The sequence below is a fragment of the Arthrobacter sp. 10T413_2 genome, from assembly GCF_056394205.1.
Window position 1 is genome coordinate 12,449 of sequence record NZ_JBFTHK010000039.1, and the last position, 18,410, is coordinate 30,858.

General features: G+C 68.4%; 14 protein-coding genes, 3 pseudogenes and 1 riboswitch. Of the genes and pseudogenes, 10 read left to right on the top strand and 7 right to left on the bottom strand.

The genetic code is table 11. From position 1 onward, the window contains the following. Nucleotides 1-43: 43 nt before the first annotated feature. The 4 genes from AC1DBQ_RS08885 (at nucleotide 44) to AC1DBQ_RS08900 (ending at nucleotide 5,445) form a co-directional block, all read left to right on the top strand. A complete protein-coding gene (locus AC1DBQ_RS08885) occupies nucleotides 44-1,666 on the top strand; it encodes an ABC transporter ATP-binding protein (protein WP_476928157.1) in 1,623 nt (540 codons plus the stop codon). Further along, a complete protein-coding gene (locus AC1DBQ_RS08890; RefSeq protein ID WP_476928158.1) occupies nucleotides 1,663-2,466 on the top strand; it encodes an energy-coupling factor transporter transmembrane component T family protein in 804 nt (267 codons plus the stop codon). The genes AC1DBQ_RS08885 and AC1DBQ_RS08890 overlap by 4 nt, the downstream gene beginning before the upstream one ends. A 148-nt stretch (nucleotides 2,467-2,614) precedes the next feature. Then, the gene (locus tag AC1DBQ_RS08895; RefSeq protein WP_476928159.1) at nucleotides 2,615-4,138 is read left to right on the top strand and encodes a UDP-N-acetylglucosamine 1-carboxyvinyltransferase; all 1,524 of its coding nucleotides are present in this window, start codon (nucleotides 2,615-2,617) and stop codon (nucleotides 4,136-4,138) included. Between the two features lie 119 nt (nucleotides 4,139-4,257). Further along, nucleotides 4,258-5,445, top strand: a complete 1,188-nt coding sequence (locus AC1DBQ_RS08900) for a glutamate--cysteine ligase 2 (RefSeq protein ID WP_476928160.1) — start codon at nucleotides 4,258-4,260, stop codon at nucleotides 5,443-5,445. A 136-nt stretch (nucleotides 5,446-5,581) separates the two neighbouring features. On the opposite strand, the gene AC1DBQ_RS08905 is transcribed toward AC1DBQ_RS08900, so the two are convergent. The 3 genes from AC1DBQ_RS08905 to AC1DBQ_RS08915 are packed head-to-tail and all read right to left on the bottom strand — an operon-like array spanning nucleotide 5,582 to nucleotide 7,506. After that, the gene (locus AC1DBQ_RS08905) at nucleotides 5,582-6,790 is read right to left on the bottom strand and encodes an O-succinylhomoserine sulfhydrylase (RefSeq protein ID WP_476928161.1); all 1,209 of its coding nucleotides are present in this window, start codon (nucleotides 6,788-6,790) and stop codon (nucleotides 5,582-5,584) included. Next, nucleotides 6,791-7,201, bottom strand: coding sequence for a rhodanese-like domain-containing protein (locus tag AC1DBQ_RS08910; protein ID WP_091254488.1), 411 nt, complete (start codon nucleotides 7,199-7,201; stop codon nucleotides 6,791-6,793). Next, the gene (locus AC1DBQ_RS08915; protein WP_476928169.1) at nucleotides 7,198-7,506 is read right to left on the bottom strand and encodes a DUF1737 domain-containing protein; all 309 of its coding nucleotides are present in this window, start codon (nucleotides 7,504-7,506) and stop codon (nucleotides 7,198-7,200) included. Before AC1DBQ_RS08915 ends, AC1DBQ_RS08910 begins: the two co-directional genes overlap by 4 nt. A 27-nt stretch (nucleotides 7,507-7,533) precedes the next feature. Continuing rightward, a riboswitch (SAM riboswitch) is annotated at nucleotides 7,534-7,648 on the bottom strand. A 367-nt stretch (nucleotides 7,649-8,015) separates the two neighbouring features. Between AC1DBQ_RS08915 and AC1DBQ_RS08920 the strand changes: the two genes are divergently transcribed. Next, the gene (locus tag AC1DBQ_RS08920; protein WP_476928162.1) at nucleotides 8,016-8,972 is read left to right on the top strand and encodes an ATP-grasp domain-containing protein; all 957 of its coding nucleotides are present in this window, start codon (nucleotides 8,016-8,018) and stop codon (nucleotides 8,970-8,972) included. Beyond that, nucleotides 8,959-9,801, top strand: a pseudogene (locus AC1DBQ_RS08925) (glycosyltransferase family 2 protein); the annotation flags it as partial. The gene AC1DBQ_RS08920 and the pseudogene AC1DBQ_RS08925, both read left to right, overlap by 14 nt. 416 nt (nucleotides 9,802-10,217) lie before the next feature. Here the strand turns inward: AC1DBQ_RS08925 and AC1DBQ_RS08930 are convergent. After that, on the bottom strand, nucleotides 10,218-11,186 hold the full coding sequence (locus AC1DBQ_RS08930; protein WP_476928163.1) for an aminodeoxychorismate lyase: 969 nt from the start codon (nucleotides 11,184-11,186) through the stop codon (nucleotides 10,218-10,220). A gap of 93 nt (nucleotides 11,187-11,279) precedes the next feature. On the opposite strand from AC1DBQ_RS08930, the gene cls reads away from it, so the two are divergent. Continuing rightward, entirely contained in the window at nucleotides 11,280-12,755 is a 1,476-nt protein-coding gene (cls, locus tag AC1DBQ_RS08935; RefSeq protein ID WP_476928164.1) for a cardiolipin synthase, read from the top strand. Nucleotides 12,756-12,835: 80 nt separating this feature from the next. Here the strand turns inward: cls and AC1DBQ_RS08940 are convergent, their stop codons facing one another. Together AC1DBQ_RS08940 and AC1DBQ_RS08945 are read right to left on the bottom strand one after the other, a co-directional pair. After that, nucleotides 12,836-14,926 carry a chorismate-binding protein gene (locus AC1DBQ_RS08940; RefSeq protein ID WP_476928165.1) on the bottom strand — a complete coding sequence of 697 codons (2,091 nt, stop codon included), beginning with the start codon at nucleotides 14,924-14,926 and terminating at the stop codon, nucleotides 12,836-12,838. Next, nucleotides 14,923-15,495 (bottom strand): low molecular weight protein-tyrosine-phosphatase, encoded by a 573-nt coding sequence (locus tag AC1DBQ_RS08945; RefSeq protein WP_476928166.1) that lies wholly within the window; start codon nucleotides 15,493-15,495, stop codon nucleotides 14,923-14,925. Before AC1DBQ_RS08945 ends, AC1DBQ_RS08940 begins: the two co-directional genes overlap by 4 nt. A 148-nt stretch (nucleotides 15,496-15,643) precedes the next feature. On the opposite strand from AC1DBQ_RS08945, the pseudogene AC1DBQ_RS08950 reads away from it, so the two are divergent. From AC1DBQ_RS08950 to AC1DBQ_RS08960, 3 genes and pseudogenes are all read left to right on the top strand, one after another. Next, nucleotides 15,644-16,340, top strand: a pseudogene (locus AC1DBQ_RS08950) (transposase); the annotation flags it as partial. Nucleotides 16,341-16,702: 362 nt separating this feature from the next. Continuing rightward, complete coding sequence (locus AC1DBQ_RS08955) at nucleotides 16,703-17,293, top strand: TMEM175 family protein (protein ID WP_476928167.1); 591 nt, start codon at nucleotides 16,703-16,705, stop codon at nucleotides 17,291-17,293. 206 nt (nucleotides 17,294-17,499) lie between these two features. Next, nucleotides 17,500-17,835: a carboxymuconolactone decarboxylase family protein gene (locus tag AC1DBQ_RS08960; protein ID WP_476928168.1), complete on the top strand. Its 336-nt coding sequence runs from the start codon at nucleotides 17,500-17,502 to the stop codon at nucleotides 17,833-17,835. A 395-nt stretch (nucleotides 17,836-18,230) separates the two neighbouring features. Here AC1DBQ_RS08960 and AC1DBQ_RS08965 read toward each other — a convergent pair. Continuing rightward, nucleotides 18,231-18,410, bottom strand: a pseudogene (locus AC1DBQ_RS08965) (DUF1269 domain-containing protein); the annotation flags it as partial.

An 18,410-nucleotide genomic window follows, 5' to 3' on the forward strand; every position in this document is an offset into this window, starting at 1 on the left:
ACCCCAGTCCGGAACGGCCCTCTTGGAAGTGCACAGGCGACTCATGACATCTTCACCAGGCGTCCGGCCCGCCGCCGTCACGGCCCGCGGCTGGGGCTGGCGGCACGCCGGAAGGCCCCGGCCCGCGGTCAGCGGACTTGACCTGGACATCCGGCCCGGGGAGCGCGTGCTCCTGCTGGGCCCGTCCGGCGCCGGCAAGTCGACGCTGCTCCACGCCCTGGCGGGTGTGCTCGGGGACGGCGCGGCGGGGCAGGCCGGCGACACCGAAGAATCCGACGAGACCGGCAGCCTGCTGATCGATGGCGCTGCGCCCCGGGCGCAGCGCGGCCGCGCCGGACTCGTGCAGCAGGACCCGGAAACCCAGGTGGTGCTCTCGCGCCTCGGCGACGACGTCGCCTTCGGGGCCGAAAACCTCGCTGTCCCGGCCGGGGAGATCTGGCCGCGGGTGCGCGAGGCGCTCGACGACGTCGGGCTGGGCAGGCTGCCGCTGGACCACCCGACGTCGGCGCTGTCCGGCGGCCAAAAGCAGCGACTGGCCCTCGCCGGGATCCTCGCGATGCGGCCGGGGTTGCTGCTGCTCGACGAGCCGACCGCCAACCTGGATCCCGCCGGCGTCCTGGAAGTCCGCGATGCCGTTGGCCGCTGCCTGGACAAGACCGGCGCCACCCTGGTGGTGGTGGAGCACCGGGTGGCGGTCTGGAAGGACCTCGTGGACCGGATCGTGGTGCTGCAGCCCGGGTCCGCCACGGACTCCGCGGTCCTGATTGACGGTCCGCCGGACCAGGTCCTGGCCGAAGCGCGGGACATGCTCATCGGTGCGGGCGTCTGGGTGCCCGGCTACGTGCCCACAACACGCAACCGGACTGCCCCGGCCTCCGGGYAGCTACTGCTCTCGTCGGAGGCCCTCGCGGTGTCCAGGGAGCGGCCGCGGCGGGCCGGACTGCGCGAGGGTTTCCGCGCGATTGCGCCGCGCCCCGTGCAATCCGGGGTCACGGCCCGGGTCCGCGCAGGTGAGGCCCTGACCATCACCGGGCAGAACGGGTCGGGGAAGTCGACACTGGCACTCACGCTGGCCGGTCTCCTGCGCCCCGTGGCGGGGACGGTCTCCGCCACGACGGAACTCAGTGGTCGCGAAGGCGATGGCGCCGGGACCGACCCGTACCGGTGGAAAGCCCAGCAGCTGATCGCCAGGATCGGGACCGTGTTCCAGGAACCCGAGCATCAGTTCGTCACCGGCAGGGTCTTCGATGAACTCATGTTCGGGCCCCGCCACCTCGGCTACGGCGAGGACCGTGTGGACGAGCTCCTGGAGCGGTTGCGGCTGACGGAGCTCGTAGACGCCAACCCCTACACGCTCTCGGGCGGCGAGAAACGGCGCCTCTCGGTGGCCACCGTGCTGGCGGCGCACCCGCAGGTACTGGTCCTGGACGAGCCCACGTTCGGCCAGGACGCCAACACCTGGGCCGAGCTTGCCTCGTTCCTCTCCGAACTCCTCGACGCCGGCACCGCCGTCGTTTCCGTGACCCACGACGCTGAATTCAGCGCCGTCCTTGGCGGCACCGAACTGCGCCTCCACGGCCGGGACACCGCCGCCGGCCCGGGTGCCGGCGCCGCCGTGAACGCCGCCGGCCCGGACCGGGAGCTGCCGGAGGCGGCCGCATCATGAGGGCCGAATTGAGCGTCCGCGGCAACCATGCGCTGCTGACACGCGCCAACCCGCTCGCGAAGTTCACGGCGGTCACCATGGTCACCCTGGTGCTGGCGCTGTCCATCGACTKGGTCTCGGCGTCGGTGGCGCTGGCCTTCGAACTGATGCTTCTGCCGCTGGCGGGGCTGACCGTTTCCCTGCTGTGGCAGCGCGGCTGGCCGCTGATCCTCGCGGCGGCGCTCKGCGGCTGGAGCACCGCCATCCTGGCGCCCGACGCCGGAGCCGTCCTGTTCGACGCCGGGATCTGGTCCATCAGCGCCGGCTCCCTGCAGCTCGGGATCAGCTTCATGCTCCGCGGGCTCGCGATCGCCCTGCCCGCGGTGCTGCTGATGAGCTGCACCGACCCCACGGACCTGGCCGACGCCCTGGCCCAGAACGCGAAACTGCCGCACCGGTTCGTCCTGGGCACCTTGGCCGCCATGCGGCTCGTGGGAATCATGGCCGAGCAATGGCAGACCATCGGGATGGCCCGGCGCGCCCGCGGCGTGGGCTCAAGCGGCAACCCCTACCAGCGCTTCCGMGCCACCATGGGCCAAAGCTTCGGCTTGCTGGTCCAGGCGATCCGCAGCGCGTCGCGGCTCGCGGTGACCATGGAGGCCCGCGGGTTCGGCGGCGCGGCGCGGACCTGGGCCAGGCCGTCCACGTTCAGCGGACTCGACGCTTGGGTGCTTTTGGGCGGGCTGGGCATTGCGGCAGCCGCCGTCGCGGCGGCCCTCGGCGCGGGCACCTGGAACCTCGTCTTCCTCACCCGCCAGTAGCCGCGGCAGCGTCCGGCGCGCCTGCGCGCTGCCGCTTGTCACAGTGCCGCCGCKCCGGTTATCGCATGATGCGGGTATGCGTGTGAGATTGGCGCCATTCCGGCGGCAATTACCGGATGCGGTAGATCATGCGTGATATTTTCGGGACATGACTCAACAGACTGCTGAACACGTCGGMCTCCTGCTCCGCGAGGCCCGCGGGGACAAGGGCTGGACCCAGGGACAACTCGCTGCCGAGCTCGGCACCAGCCAGAGCGCCATCGCCCGGATGGAGCAGGGCAAGCAGAACCTGAGCCTGAAGATGATCCAGCGCCTGGAGAAGATCGTCGGGCACAGCATCGTCAAAGTGGGCCGGCCCCAGATGACCCACCTCCGGGTCGAGGGCGGTCGCACGCTCTCCGGCGCGGTGGACGTCAACAGCAGCAAGAACGCCGGCGTCGCCCTTTTGTGCGCCAGCCTCATTAACCGCGGCACCACCACCCTGCGCCGGCTGGCCCGGATCGAGGAAGTCAACCGGATCGTCGAGGTGCTGACCAGCATCGGCGTCGAATGCACCTGGCTMAACGCGAACGACCTCCAGATCCGCCGCCCCGCTGTCCTGGACCTCGCATCCATGGATGTGGAGGCGGCCCGCCGGACCCGCAGCGTCATCATGCTCCTGGGCCCGCTGCTGGACGAGGCCGACACCTACCGGCTGCCCTACGCCGGCGGTTGCGACCTGGGCACCCGCACCGTGCAGCCGCACATGCAGGCGCTAAGCCAGTTCGGGCTCAGCGTGGACGCKAAGTCCGGGTTCTACGCGGTCCAGGCGCCGCCGTCGGACAACCACGACMGTTCCTTCGTGCTCAGCGAACGCGGTGACACCGTCACTGAGAACGCCATCATGGCCGCCGCGCACCGCCGTGGCACCACCATCATCCGCAACGCCAGCCCCAACTACATGGTGCAGGACCTCTGCTTCTACCTGCAGATGCTCGGGGTGGAGATCGACGGCGTCGGCACCACCACGTTGAAGATCACCGGCCGCCCGTCGATCGACGTCGACATCGAATACTTCCCCTCCGAGGACCCGATCGAGGCGATKAGCCTCATCACCGCCGGCATCGTGACGAACTCGKAAGTCACCATCCGCCGCGTCCCGATCGAGTTCATGGAAATCGAGCTGGCGACCCTGGAACAGATGGGCCAGCGGCTCGAGGTGTCCGGGGAGTACTTTGCCCGCAACGGCCGCACCCGCTTGGTGGACGTCACCACCAAGCCTTCGGAACTGCGGGCGCCGGAAGACAAGATCCACCCCATGCCCTTCCCGGGCCTGAACATCGACAATCTGCCCTTCTTCGCCGTGATCGCGGCCAACGCCCACGGCCAGACCATGATCCACGACTGGGTCTACGAGAACCGGGCCATCTACCTGACCGAGCTGAACAAGCTGGGCGCCCAGGTGCAGCTGCTCGATCCGCACCGGATCTACGTCAACGGGCCCACCAAGTGGCGTGCCGCCGAGGTGGGCTGCCCGCCGGCCCTGCGCCCCGCGGCCTGCCTGCTGTTGGCCATGCTCGCGGCCCGCGGCGTCTCGGAACTGCGGAATATCTACGTCATTGAGCGCGGCTACGAGGATCTGGCCGAACGGCTCAACACCATCGGCGCGAAGATCGAGTATTTCCAAGACTGATCCCAGACTGACCCCAAGCAACGCGGGGTCAGATCGCGCCCGTCCGCAGGGGGTATGGGCGCGAAGTGACTCCGCGTTGGTGTAGGGCGTGTCGGCGGTTCCTGACGCACAATAGATTTATGCGCACCTTCGGCGTGGAGGAAGAACTGCTGATAGTCGACCCGGAATCGGGCCGGCTGCTTGCCCTCGCCGATCTCATGCTGCCCAGCCTRCTCCCGCCGAAGCAGGACGCCGCCCAGGTTCTMCCGGGGCAGCAACCGGTCCACGATGGCGGCGCCGACTTTAGCTACGAGCTCAAGCTCGAACAGATTGAGACCCAGACCCGGCCGTGCCTGGACTATAGGGAACTTCTTCGGCAGCTCAGGCAGGGCCGGGCCTTGGCGGACCAGGCCGCCCGCGTGCACGGCGGCCGAGTCGCGGCCTTGGCCACCTCGCCCCAAGGGGCCGCCACGCACCTCACCCCGAATCAGCGGTACATGACCATGCAGGAACGCTTCGGGCTCACGGTCCGGAACCAGCTGACCTGCGGCCTCCACGTCCACACCTTTGTGGAATCGCCGGAGGAGGGCGTGGCCGTGATGGACCGGATCCGCGACAAGCTTGCCGTCCTGATCGCCCTCAGCGCGAATTCCCCGTACTGGAACGGCGCAGAAACAGGGTTCGAAAGCTACCGCACCCAGGCCTGGAACCGCTGGCCGGGCTCGGGCCCCACCATGATCTTCGGCAGCCTGCCCGTCTACCGGCGGCTGGTGACCCGGCTGGTGGAAAGCAATGTCCTGATGGATGAAGGGATGATCTATTTCGATGCCCGGCTGGCCCGGCTGCATCCCACCGTGGAGGTCAGGGTCGCCGATGTCTGCCTGCGGGCCGAGGATGCGGCGCTGATCGCCGTACTGGTGCGCGCTCTCGTGGAATCGGCGTCGCGGGAATGGAACGACGGCGTCGAGCCCGCCCCGGTGCCCACGCTGCTACTGCGGATGGCTGCCTGGCAGGCCAGCAACTGCGGGCTGCGCGGGCAGCTCCTGGATTTCGGAACTTTCACCCCTGCCCCGGCCGCGGACGTCGTCCGGGCACTCGTTGACTTCGTTGCCCCCGTGCTCGAGGAACAGGGCGAGCTGGACCTGGCGCGCGCGGGCGTCGAGCGGATCCTGGCGGAGGGCACGGGCTCGCAGCTGCAGCGGGAGCCGTTCCGGGCCGGCGGGCTGGCCGCCGTCGTCGAACGGGCCGTCGAAGTGACGACGCAAGGGGACGCCGCCGGAGAGCCGGCCGACCAAGAGCCATCCCTGGGCCGGGTGCGCCGGGGCTGAGCTGAACCGGCGGCTGAGCTGAACCGGCGGCTGAGCTGAACCCGCCAGGCGCGAAACCGGCACCGAGCCAGCAGATCGCGGCAGTCTTGTGCGGGCAACACTGCCGCGAACCGCAAACTCGCGGAGGGAAGCGGTCTTAGACCTGCTTGAGCGCCTGGCCGAGGTCGCGGATCAGGTCCTCGACATCTTCCAGCCCCACCGAAAGCCGCACCACGCCGTCGCTGAGCCCGATTGCCGCGCGGCCTTCCGGGCCCATGGCGCGGTGTGTCGTGGTGGCCGGGTGCGTGATGAGGGACTTCGAATCGCCGAGGTTGTTGGAGATGTCGATGATCCGCAGCGCATCCAGGAGCGCGAAGGCGGCCTCTTTGGCGGTGCGGCCCGGGGACGGCGAGAGTTCCAGCGTGAGCACGGTGCCGCCGGCCTTCATCTGCTTCGCCGCGAGATCGTACTGCGGGTGGGAGGGCAGGAGCGGGTACTTGACCCAGCTGACCGCGGGCTGCTGCTCAAGCCAGCCGGCCAGCCGCAGGGCGGAGGCCGAGGAATGGTTGACGCGTAGGGCCATGGTCTCCAGGCCCTTGGTCAGGACCCAGGCGTTGAACGCGGAGAGCGACGGTCCGGTGTGCCGCATGAGCTGCTTGACGGGCCCGTCGATGAATTCCTTGGTGCCCAGGATCGCCCCGCCGAGCACCCGCCCCTGGCCGTCGATGTGCTTGGTGCCGGAGTAGACGATCACGTCGGCCCCGAGGTCTCCKCAGCGCTGCAGCAGCGGGGTGGCGAAGACGTTGTCGACCACCACCGTGGCGCCGGCCGCGTGCGCCAGCGCGCTCACGGCGGCGATATCCACGATCTCCTGCATCGGGTTCGACGGCGACTCGAAGAAGACCGCCGTCGTCGGCTCGGACAGCGCAGACTTCCACTGCTCCAGGTCCGGGCCGTCCACGAAGACCGTCTCGACGCCCCAGCGCGGCAGGATCTCGTTGAGGATCACAAAGCACGAGCCAAAAAGCGAGCGGGCGGCGACCACCCGGTCGCCGGCCCCCAGCAGCGCGCCGAGGGCGGTGAAGACGGCGGACATGCCGGACGCCGTCGCAAAACATGCCTCTGTGCCCTCGAGCAGCCGCAGCCGCTCCTGGAAGGTTGCGACGGACGGGTTGCCGTAGCGGGAGTAGACGAAGCGCTCGTCCTCCCCGGTGAAGGCGCGCTCGGCKGCGGCCGCGGACTCGTAGACGAATCCTGAGTTGAGGAAGATCGGCTCGGCGGTTTCCTGGAAGCCTGTACGGTCAAGGCCTCCGCGGACGGCCTGGGTGTCGGCCGCCCATCCGGCGGCGTCGGGATTGAAAGTCACTTAAATCTTTCCGAGGTTGGTGGGCAGGCCGCGGTTCTTCCAGCCGTTGACGGTGCGTTCGCCAAAGCGGTCGGTCTCGCCTTCGAAGCCCTCAAGGACGTTGTACGAGGTGTAGCCGGCCTGCGTCGCGGCTGTCGCGGCGGCAATCGACCGGGCGCCGGAGCGGCACAGGAACACGAGCTCGACGGCGGTGTCCTCCGGCGCCTGACGCTGGAGCTGTTCCACGAAGTGCGGGTTGGGCACCCCGCCGGCGAGGGTCCACTGGATGAAGAGAGGATCGTTGTCCGTGGCCTTCGTATCCGGGATGCCGATGTGGGCCCATTCGCCCTCGGTCCGGACGTCCACCAGGATGGCGCCGGCCTCCAGCTTGGCCCACGCCTCGTGCGGGCTGAGGTCTCCGGCGTAGCTCATGCGTGGCCCTCGAAGGCGTCTTCGGCACCAAATTCGTCACTGTCGAGTTCATCGACGGCGTTGGCCACGGCGGCGTCCGCGCTCGCAATTGCGGCCGGCAGGACCAGCGCCTGCGCCACGATCACCGTGCTGCCGTTGAAGGTGGCGGCGGGGCTTCCGTGCAGGACATAGCCCTCGGCCAGGGCGGCCGACACGCGCTCACAGAAGGCGCGGTCGTCGGCGCCGGTKAACAGGCGGTAGGCCAGTTTGTCCTCGCCGGCGGAAGCTGCGGCGGGGGCGGCTGCTGTACCGGGTACAGCGGGTATGGATGTGTCGGGCACGACGGATCTCCTCTTTCACGCTTGCAGCTCGAATGGTCGATATGCCGAGTATTCACCTGAGGCACCCCGCCGCGAAAGGGAGGGTTGCCGACCGGCCAGTCAGGGCTTGGCACCGGTTCTCATTACTCCCCAAAAACGTAACACTTACGACGCCGGCCCGCACCGCCGCCGTCGTCATGTTCCGTAACCGGACCGCGCCCCACGGGGTGACACACGCGGCGGACCGAGAAATCAGAGTTGCGGGGTGAGAGCCGGGTGCGGCGCCAAGGCGAGTAGTAGCGGGCTCCAGTTTCGGGTACTGCCCACTCGTGTCCGCCGGGAGTTTGCGCAGTCTACTGAGGGGATCGGACTGACGCGTCGGCCCGTCCCACGTTTCTGTGGATCAAGTTGTCTCTTCGTGCAGTTGTCTGTCCCTCAATTTTTGTGTGAATCGGTGGCCGTTACMGCCGGAGCCGCAGCCGCGGCCCGGCGGGTATCGGCGGAATGGAGCAACCGTGGGCCCGCGCATTCTGGTTACTGGCATTGCAGGCGCCGCCGGCCGKACCGTCGCGGCCCAGCTCGCCGCCCGCGGCATCCCGTGCCTCGGCTCCGACKCCCGCGACGTCACCCGGCAGGGCGAGGACGCCACCGCCGCAGCGGCAGTCAGGCTCCTGCCGGCGACGGACCCGGACATGGTCCTGGACCTGCGCCGGCTGGTGGACCGGGAAGCCATCAACGTCATCATTCCGACCCTCACCGTGGAACTCCCGGTGCTGGCTGCGGCCCGCGCCGGATTCGGCCGGGACGTGCGGATCATCGTCGGCGACCCTGCCGCGGTGGCCCTCGCCAACGACCACCTGTTCACCGCATGGGCGTTGCAGGCAGCCGGCATTCCGGTCCCGCGTTTCGGGGTTCCGGGCGATCTCGCCGCCGCGCCGGCGTCCCTGGCCGAGCTCAACGGTCCCGTCGTCGTCAAGCCGCGAACTTTCAAAGGCACCCACGCCGTCCACCTGCTGGCCGGGACCGGCTCAGTCAGCTGGAAGAACCTGCCGCCCGGGCAGCTGGTCCAGGAGTTCATCCCGGGCGCCGACTACGTGGCCCTTGTGTTCGGCACGCCGCCCCGCAACGCGATGGCGCCGGTGGCGGTGGTCCTCGAGAAGACAAAAACCCCGTACGGGCGGGCCGGCAGCGACGAAGTCAGCCGCAGGGTGCCGGCGGCCGAGGCCAACGATGTACGGAAGCTGGGCCTGGCCGCCGTCCGCACGCTCGGGCTGACCGGCCCGGTCCAGGTCCAGATCCGCCGCCGCGCGGACGGAACCCCCGTGGTGCTGGGCGTCTGCCCGACACTGGGGGCGAACAGCACGTGGGCGCCCGAACTGCTCGACGCCGTCCTGGCAACGTTCATGCTCCCGGCATTCAACCCGGCGTCCTTCCGGCGGTGCCCGGCGATTCCCGCCGATGCCCTGGGGTGAGGCGTCCGTGCCGGTCGGCCCGGCACAGGAACTCGTCCTGGTGTTCATCGGATTGCCCGCCCTGGCGGCGGCGGTGATAGCGGCTGTCGTCCTGGCGCTGGCCCTCTCTTTTGAGGTGCGGTCCGCGCGGCGTCGGCGCCGCCATGCGCCCACTCTCTGGCAGCAGTGGCSCACCGTGTCCATCATTGTGGCGGCGCACAATGGGGGCGGGCTTCTGGCGGACTGCATCCGGTCAGTCCAAGGGAGCCGGTATGAGCGGTACGAGCTGATCCTGGTGGATGCCGGCTCCACGGACAACACCCGGGAGGTCATGGCGGGGTTCGCCGCCGAGGACGGACGGATTGTGTTCGCGGGAAGGTCGCCCGCCGCGGCGGCGGGATACGGGGCGGCGCTGAACMTGGGCGTGGGCCGGGCCTCGGGGGAGGTGCTCATGTTCCTTCCCGCGGACGCCGTCCTCACCCGGCGGACCGTGGACCGGACGCTGGAGGCCTTCGACTCCGGGAGTGACGGTCCCGACGGCGTCGGCGCCGTGTGGGGCGGCGAACGGACCCTCACCGCGGGTACTGCCGCTGGGATTGTAGACCTGATAGGCCGCGGCTGCGCCGGGATGGCCCGGCGGGCGCAAGCGGCCTCCGGCTTCCTGCCCGTCTTCGCGGCAGGCATGGGCGCGGTGCGGCGTGACGTCCTGGCGGARATCGGCGGCTTCAGGGAGGGCACCGGTGCCGCGCAGCTTGAGTTGGGCTGGCGGGTGCGAAGCGCAGGCTACCGGGTGGGGTTCGCCCCGCGGGCCGTCATCACGGGCCAACAGCCGGTGCGCGTCGGTGAGCTGTGGAGGCGGCGGGTGGCGCGCGAACGGTCGCTGCTTCAGTGCCTGAGGATCCACAAGTCAGCCGTTGGTGACCTCCGTCGGCGTCCGATGGGCGACTGCCTGGCGGCCACCACGGTTGCCGCCATCATCCTGCCGGCGGTCCGGACCGCCGGTGTGCTCGCGCTGGCCTGCCTCGCGCCGGCGAACCTCCTTCCCGGAGCCGAACCGCTTCCGGACATCCGGGMACAACCGGAGGCCTGGGCACTCGGCGGCGCAGTCGTCCTGGCGGTGTTCTGCGCCGGGGCCCTCGCACTTGCTGTCGGCGGCCCGATCAGCAACCTGCGTTACTTGTGGGCACTCCCGGCGCTGCCGCTCTACGCAGTGTTCTCAGGGTTCGCCGTGCTGGCTGCCCTCGGTGCGGAGTTCCGTGCCTCCGGCTATTCGATCGTGGCGAAGAGGGCGTTGAGCTCGGCCGTGAGCTGCCGACGCAGTTMCGGGGTGCCGATTTCCTGGCCGTCGATGTGGTTTACCGGCGCCAGGAGCCGGATGCTGGAGATCAACCAGACGGCGTCGGCGTCCAGCAGGTCCTTCGGCTCCAACGGGCCGTAGCCCAGCTCCCAGCCGGCAGCCTTGGCAGCCGTGAACAGGGCGCCCTGCGAGGTGCCCGGGAGGATGCCGCTGTCCAGCTGCGGGGTGATGAGCCGCCGGATCGTGCGAACGCCGCCGGCGCCGTCGTCCGTCGTTTCCAGGTGTGCCAGCAGAACAGTCGACGTCGGTCCCTCCAGGACCCGGCCGTCCGCGGACGTGAAGATGACATCGTCCGCGCCGTGCTCGTGGGCGTAGCGCAGCGCTGCCATGTTCACGGCGTAGGAGAGGGTCTTGGCGCCGAGCAGCAGCCAGGGCGCGCGCTCGCCKACTTCGCTGTCGTAGCCGCGGTCCAGCAGGATGACGTCGATTCCAGTCTCGCGCTGCCGGCGGCCCGCCGCCCCGGGGGCGGACGCCTGGACCCAGCAGGTGGGTGCGGCGGCGCCTTCCGGCCCGCGGGTGACCAGCAGCTTCACCACTACTTCGTCATCGTCCGTGCCGCCGGCTGCGATCACGGCAGGATCCTGGCGCCGGTACTCGCCGATGGCGGTCTCCACCGCGCGCCGCCAGGCGTCCTCGGCGGGGATAGCCAGCTCCAGCAGGCGGGCGGAGCCGGCCAGCCGKGTCAGGTGCGCCTGGATCTTGCGGGGCCGGCCGCCCACGGCCAGCAGTGATTCGAAAACGCCGTCGCCGCGGGTGGCGCCCAGGTCCGTGGCCATCAGTTGCGGCTTCGATGCGTCAGCGACGCGGCMGCCCTCGAACGCCGGATCGAGGAAGACCAGCACGGTCGCGGGCGCGGGCACAGAGGCAGGAGAGGTCATGGCTACAGCTTAGTCTCGCCGGTCCCGGGATAGGATTTGCTCGTTGCCCGTTCCGGAACTGTTCCGCGGGCCTGAAGCTTGAGGGGTTCGCCTGTGCTGTGGCCATTTCCGCTGGCGGAGACTTTACCGTCCTGGGCGGTTGTGATCCTGACCCTGATCGACTTCGCCATCCGGGTGCTGGCCCTGGGCATCATCCCAGGGAACCGGCGGCCCACCACCGCGATGGCCTGGCTCCTGGGCATCTTCATTGTGCCCACCCTGGGTCTGCTCTTGTTCCTGCTGTTCGGCAACTTCCGGCTCTCCCGCCGCCGCCGCGCCCAGCAGGAGGCCGTCAACACCCGGATCCGGGCGGGGACATCGGAGCTGCAGGCGGACGAAAGCCGCTACAGCGGACCCGAATGGGTGGCGTCCGCCTCTGAACTGAACAAGACGCTGGGATCGCTGCCGATGGTGGATGGCAACAGCGTGGAGCTGCTGCCCGGCTACCCCGACTCCATCAAGGCGATGACCGAGGCGGTCCGCGGAGCCAAGTCCTTCGTCAATGCCGAGTTCTACATCATGAGTTCGGACCACGTCACGGACGATCTGTTGACCGCAATGGAGGAAGCGGCGGAGCGCGGTGTCGAGGTCCGCGTCCTCTTCGACCACCTCGGCACGCTCCGCATCAAGGGCTACCGCAGGCTGAAGGATCGGCTCAAGGCCAGCAAGATCCGCTGGCGGCCCATGCTGCCGCTCAGCCCGGTGCACGGCCAGTGGCGCCGGCCGGATCTTCGCAACCACCGCAAGATCATGGTGATCGACGGCGAGATCGCCTTCACGGGATCCCAGAACCTCATTGAGCCGTCCTACAACAATCCCAAGCACCGCAAGGTGGGCCGTGAATGGGTGGAGCTCATGGCGTGTCTGCGCGGGCCGATTGTCACCACCCTGAATGTGGTCTTCGCGACGGACTGGCTCAGCGAAACCGACGAGTCCCTTGAAGAGCAGCTGGCGCACCGGCCGGAGCCCCACCCCGGAAACATCACAGCACAGGTGGTCCCCAGCGGCCCCGGGTTCATCACCGAGAACAACCTGCGGCTCTTCAACACCCTCATCTACTCGGCGCAGCACAAGATTTCGCTCTGCAGCCCCTACTTCGTCCCGGACGACTCGCTGCTCTACGCGGTGACGACGGCGGCGCAGCGCGGCGTGGAAGTGGAACTCTTCGTCTCGGAAAAGGGCGACCAGTTCCTGGTCCACCACGCGCAGCAGTCGTACTACGAGGCCCTGCTCGAGGCAGGCGTGCGGATCTACCTCTACAAGGCGCCGTTCGTGCTGCACGCCAAACATTTCACGATCGACAACGAGGTTGCCGTGCTGGGTTCCAGCAACATGGACATGCGCTCCTTCTCGCTGAACCTCGAGGTGTCCGTGATGCTCCTTGGCGAGGACATCGTCCAGCGGATCCGTGAGGTTGAAGACACCTACCGCAGCATCTCGCACGAACTCGTGCTGGATGACTGGATGAAACGGCCCATGAAGGTCAAATACGTGGACAACGTGTCGAGGCTGACGGCAACGCTGCAATAGCCCCGGCATTGCTGGAACTGCTGTGCGGTGCCGTCAGGGTCCGGGGACGTCAGATCTGGCGGAACTCAGCCTCGCGGAACTCAGCCTGGGGGAAACTCGGTGCCGAGCGCCGAGAGGATCCCGAACGCTTTGGTCCGGATTTCCTCGTATTCCTCCTGCGGGGACGAATCGGCGGTGACGGCACCGCCGACGCMGAGACTCAGTTCCGCCGTTCCGTCGCCGAGGGCCCGGACCACCAGGGTCCGGATCGCCACGGCGAGGTCGGCGGCCCCGTTCAGGGAGAAATAGCCGATCGCCCCGGAGTACACGCCGCGCGGGGCGGCCTCCAGCCGGTCCAGGATGGCCATGGTGCTGACTTTCGGGGCGCCGGTCATCGAACCGGCAGGGAAGCAGGCGGCGACAGCCTCGGCCCGCGGCATTCCGGGCCGGAGCTGAGCGTCGATGGTGCTCACCATCTGGTGCACCGTGGCGTAGCTTTCGATCGCGCACAGGCGGCTGACGGCCACCGAACCCGGGACGGCGAAATGGCTCAAGTCATTGCGCAGCAGGTCCACGATCATGATGTTTTCCGCGCGGTCCTTCGCCGAGGTCTCCAGTTCCTGCCGCAGGGCCGCGTCCGCACCCGGGTCCGCATCCCGGCCGCGCGTCCCCTTGATCGGCTCGGCCCGCATCCTGCCGTCCGCGGCAATCTGCAGGAAACGCTCCGGAGATGTGCTCGCCACCGCKAGGCCGTCAAACCGCAGATAGCTGGCGAAGGGAGCCGGGTTGCGACGCCGCAGCTCCAGATAGGTCTGCCACGGATCCAGGCCGTCCGGGCCTACGTCGTGCAGGACCGCGGATGTGGCCGCGGTGAGCGCGGTGGTCAGGCAGACCTCGTAGGTATTGCCTTCCGCGATCTCCCGCTGAGCCTCGGCAACCTTGGCCTTGTAGCCGGCTTCCGCGTCTCGGGCGGTGAACTGCGGCGACGCGAGCTGAGGCGCGGTCGAATGAAGTGCCGCGGTTCCACCGGAGCCGGACACTCCGGAACCGGCCGCCGTTGCGGCGGCCACAGCCCCGCGGGCGGTCGTCAGCCAGTCGTCGGCGTCGGGCGTGTCCAGGGCCAGCAGCCAGGCCGTGCCCTCGGCATGGTCCAGGACGACGGCGCGGCCGGCGAAGATCAGGCAGGCGTCCGGTGTGGGGGACGCGACGTCGGTGCCGCCGGTTTCGCGCTTGAGTTCGTAGCCCAGGTACCCGAGCCAGCCCAGGGTGAACCCGCACGGATAGTCTTCGGGGGCCCGGAGCGCCCGGCGACCCCAGACGCCGTCGAGCCAGCGRAAGAACGGGCCGTCGGTGGTCGCCGTGGCCTGGCCCGCGMTGACGCGGGTCAGGCCGGAACTGTGCCGGACCGCCTGGCCGAAGCGGCCGCCGTCGTCGGCCAGGATGCTGAAGCGGCACCGTTCCGCAGCCTCCGCGGCGAGGCCCGCCCGATCCAGCGAGGAGTCGAGCCACACGGCGTTGGCTGAGCCGCCGAAGAGCGCATCGAACAGTTGCGCGGCGTCAGGATCGGCGTCGATCCGTTCAGCCCGCAACTGCAGGGCGCGTCGGATGGMGAGTTCGGGCACCAGCGCGGGCGCGACGGCCGGAAGGTATTGAAGGGCCTGGAGGACGTCGTCGGGGKCGGCACCGTCCGCACGGTTGAGCACGTGCACATCGGCGCGGGCCGGGACGTCGTCAGCCGCCAGCCACTGATCTTCCTGGGCTGCCCACTGGTCCCAGAACGGTTCATAGCTTTCGCCGTCCCGGGCCAGCGCGCGGGCCCGGCGGTCGGGGGCGGAGGAATCGGCCCAGATCACCGCGTCCAGCAGCGGGCGCGCCGCTGCGGCACCGGCGCCGACGCCCTCCACCAGGACAATTTCGGCCGGGCGCGTGGTKCGGACTTCGCCGTCGTAGTGCCGCTCCCAGTCCCAGCTGACCCACTCCGCGGCCTCCCCGCGACGCAAGGGCGACAGCACTGTGGTGACGTAACGTTCGATGCCGGTCGCCAGCCCGTTCCAGCCGGGGTAGATGTCCTCCAGGTGGAAGAGCGAGACTTTGTGGTGTTCCCGGAGGCKCGCCGCCAGCTCGATGGCCAGGGTGGTMTTGCCGGAGCCGGACCGCCCGTCGATTGCGATGATGACGGGTGCGGGGCTCATGAAATAGAGCGTACCCGCTGCTGTGCATTGGGTTGATCACTGCCGTGATGGTCCCCGTCCCGGCGCTTAAGTTGGGTGCGGACGTGCTCCACGATCCCCGGAACGGAGGCCCGGATGAGGTTCCATGTGGTGTCGAAGTCGGTGTGGCCGCCGTACCACGGGTCCTCGATGCCCTGCTCCAGCGGGTCCTTGTCCGCCACCGCGGGGTCGAAGCTGCGCAGCATGCGGATTTTGGCCAGGGACTCGCGGTCCGGTGCCGCCTGCCGGAGCCAGCCGTAGTGGTCGACGTCGAGGGCCAGGATCAGCTCGCGGCTGACGAACCATTCAGGGCGCCATTCGCGCGCCACGTGGCCGTCCGAGGCAATGTTCTGGGAGGTGAGTTTGCGCGCGGCCCGGGGATCGATGGGCCGGCCGGCCTCATACGCGGTGGTTCCTGCCGAATCGACCACCGCCCGGGTGAGGCGCTCGGCACGGAATGCCTCCGCCAGCATGAGCTCTGCCATCGGGGACCGGCAGATGTTTCCGGTGCATACCGCGATGATCCGGTACTGGCTCGGCATTKAGGTCATAGCTAAGCATGAACGATCCCGGCCCTCTTGGCTAGCAGAGACCCCCGCCGTATTACAGAAATTGTCAATTACCTATCGGCTTCTGTCATGCTCTGGTCCTTCGGGTGCTGTCCTTATGGTGTTGACGGGACTGCTCGAATACTTCCCCGCGCTGGAGCGGGCCTTTGACTACAGCCGCTCCAAAGCGGCCCTGTTGCTGCTGACCAAACACCGGACCCCGGACGGGATCCGCCGCACAGGCCAGGCCAGGCTGGACGCGTGGGTTAAGAAACACGGCACCCGCTCGTCCGCAGCGGTCGCCCAGGCCGCCGTCGACGCGGCAAAATCCCAGCACACCACCGTCCCGGCCCAGCATCTCGGGGAGCTAATCGTCGCCGCCCTCGCCCGGGAAATCATCACCCTAAACGAGGAACTGGCCGACCTCGATGCGCTGATCAGCGAGAAGGTCACCGAACACCGGCACACCCGGACCCTGCTCAGCATGCCCGGCTTCGGACCCGTCCTGGCCGCGGAGTTCCTCGGCGCCACCGGCGGAGACCTCGCTGTCTTTGAAACCGCGGACCGGTTCGCCGGCGTCGCCGGCGTCGCCGGCCTCGCCCCCGCGCCCCGCGCCCCGGGATTCCGGACGGATCAGCGGAAACTACCACCGCCCCCGCCGCTACGACCGCAGACTCCTGCGCGTCTTCTACCTCTCCGGACTCTCGGCGCTGAAAAGCTGCCCCGCCTCACGGGCCTACTACGACAGAAAACGCACCGAAGGCAAGACCCATATCCAGGCCATGCTCTCCCTCGCCCGCCGCAGACTGAACGTCCTCTGGGCCATGCTCCGCGACGGCACCACCTAGACCCCGGCGACGGCACCCCCGCTGGCAGCCTGATGTGGGGTCTCAGCCGTACGCCCGGTAAGAGACCTCTAACTACTGAACCGCAGGAAGGCACCGGCGTGGAACGCTTGGCCGCGCGCCTCGATGGGTGCGTATTCACTTCGCGGCGAGTGGTGCCGCGAAGAACATCGCGTGGAATGTCCTCCGTCGCACACGGCGCTGACGGTCACGCGTCTGCCCCGTTGCTGACACGTCTTCCTTAAATAGATCGTTCGCTGCGGATGAGCCGGATGTCCAAAGGCGGCTGTCATGCTTGTCCCATGGATGACCAGGTTGGTGCCCGGCAGCCGCAACCTCGGCCGTCTGCCTATCGGACCGGGCGGATGGAAGCATTCAGCGACGGCGTGTTCGCCATCGCGATAACGCTCCTCATTTTGGAGATCTCGGTCCCTGCCGGCTCCCACGAGGACCTCGTCGGCGCGCTGGTCGACCTGTGGCCGTCGTACTTAGCCTATTTAGTCAGCTTCTCGACGATTGGGGCGGTCTGGTTTGCCCACACAGTCATCACCGAATACCTCGACCATGCCGACTCGGTGTTCGTGCGGCTGAACCTGTTACTGCTCCTGGTTGTGTCGTTCCTGCCGTTTCCGACGAAGTTGCTGGCCGAATTCATCCACGAAGCCGGGCCCGAGCGGATCGCGGCGACCGTCTACGGCATCAACCTGCTCTTATCGATGATCATGATCTCGGTGACCTGGCGATATGCTGTCCGCGCGCATCTCGTGCGCCCGGATCTGGCTGATGAGGATGTGAAGACCCTCACTAAACGGCTCACACCCACGCTGGGCGTGTACGTTGCCATGATCCTGGTTGGGCTGGTCCAGCCAGTCGTCGCCGTGTTCGGTTACCTGGCACTCGCCCTGTTTATCCTCCTGCCGTTCAGCGCCATCCGGCGCCGGTCCCGTGCCGCTTGACCGGCGGAGTAGGCAGCATTGGGGGCGTCGCATTCAAGATTCCTGTCGATGCGCTGCGGCCGCCACGGCGTGGCCGAGCATCGGTTCATCCCATGGGGGTGATGTCATCCTCCGCTTTTGCGGGTTACGTTGATGTCGAGTCGCAGCGACCGGCCCTGGTCGCGCCACTCGGCACCCAATCACCGCAACCAGATGGAGACATGGCCATGGCCGAAGAAGAAACCCCGATCCTGGACGCCCTCGCCGACATCACCGCCGTATCGGTTGAACGCTCGACTCTTGGCCCTCGCGAGTTGATGCTGGCCCGGATCGCTGCCCTCGCCGCCGTCGATGCCCCGKCCGCGTCCTATTTTTTCAATGCCAGTACAGCGATGGATGTCGGCATCACGAGTGAGGACGTTCAGGGCATCTTGATCGCTGTTGCCCCGATCGTCGGCACCCCCCGGATCGTGGCGGCTACCGGCAACCTCGCCAGCGCGCTGGGCTTCGCCCTCGAATTGACCGAGGCTATGGCCGAGGCGGAGGCTGAGTCCGAGGGCTAAACCCGTCCAAACCACTGCGCTGTGGCGCGCGCTCGTGGGGGCGGACCTGCACGAGCGGCACATCACCTTCGGGTTACGCCGGAATGATCCTCGTCCTGGTCTGGGCAGGTGACGTCGCGGGTTTCMGGGCCTGACGCCCCCTGTCCTCTCCGGTCCACGCATCCCGACTCAATATGACGGGGAACGTAGTTTGACCCCACGTGACTATGGCAGGTTTGGATGGCACCGGTAGGCGGTTGTTTCTGGCCCCACCTCGTGACTCGCCGGGCACGCTGGCCTGGATGTAGTCGAGAGTGGAGTTTTTCGCGCGGATCCGACGCGGCGCCCGGGCGGAGAGTTTGTCGGTTCGTGCGCCGGCGGTCCGCCACAGGGTTCACCGGAGTTGCGTCGGCCGATCAGGACGAAGCGGCTTCGATGATCTTGTCGTCGCCCTCGTTCACGGCCTTGACCACGGCGTCGTAGTCACCACTGTCGATGGCTTTGCTGACCTTCTTGGTGGCCTTGCCGACCGCCTTGTCGACGCGGTCGAGGTAGAGGTCGTCGACGACGGCAACGATCGCCGAGGAGCCCGGCGG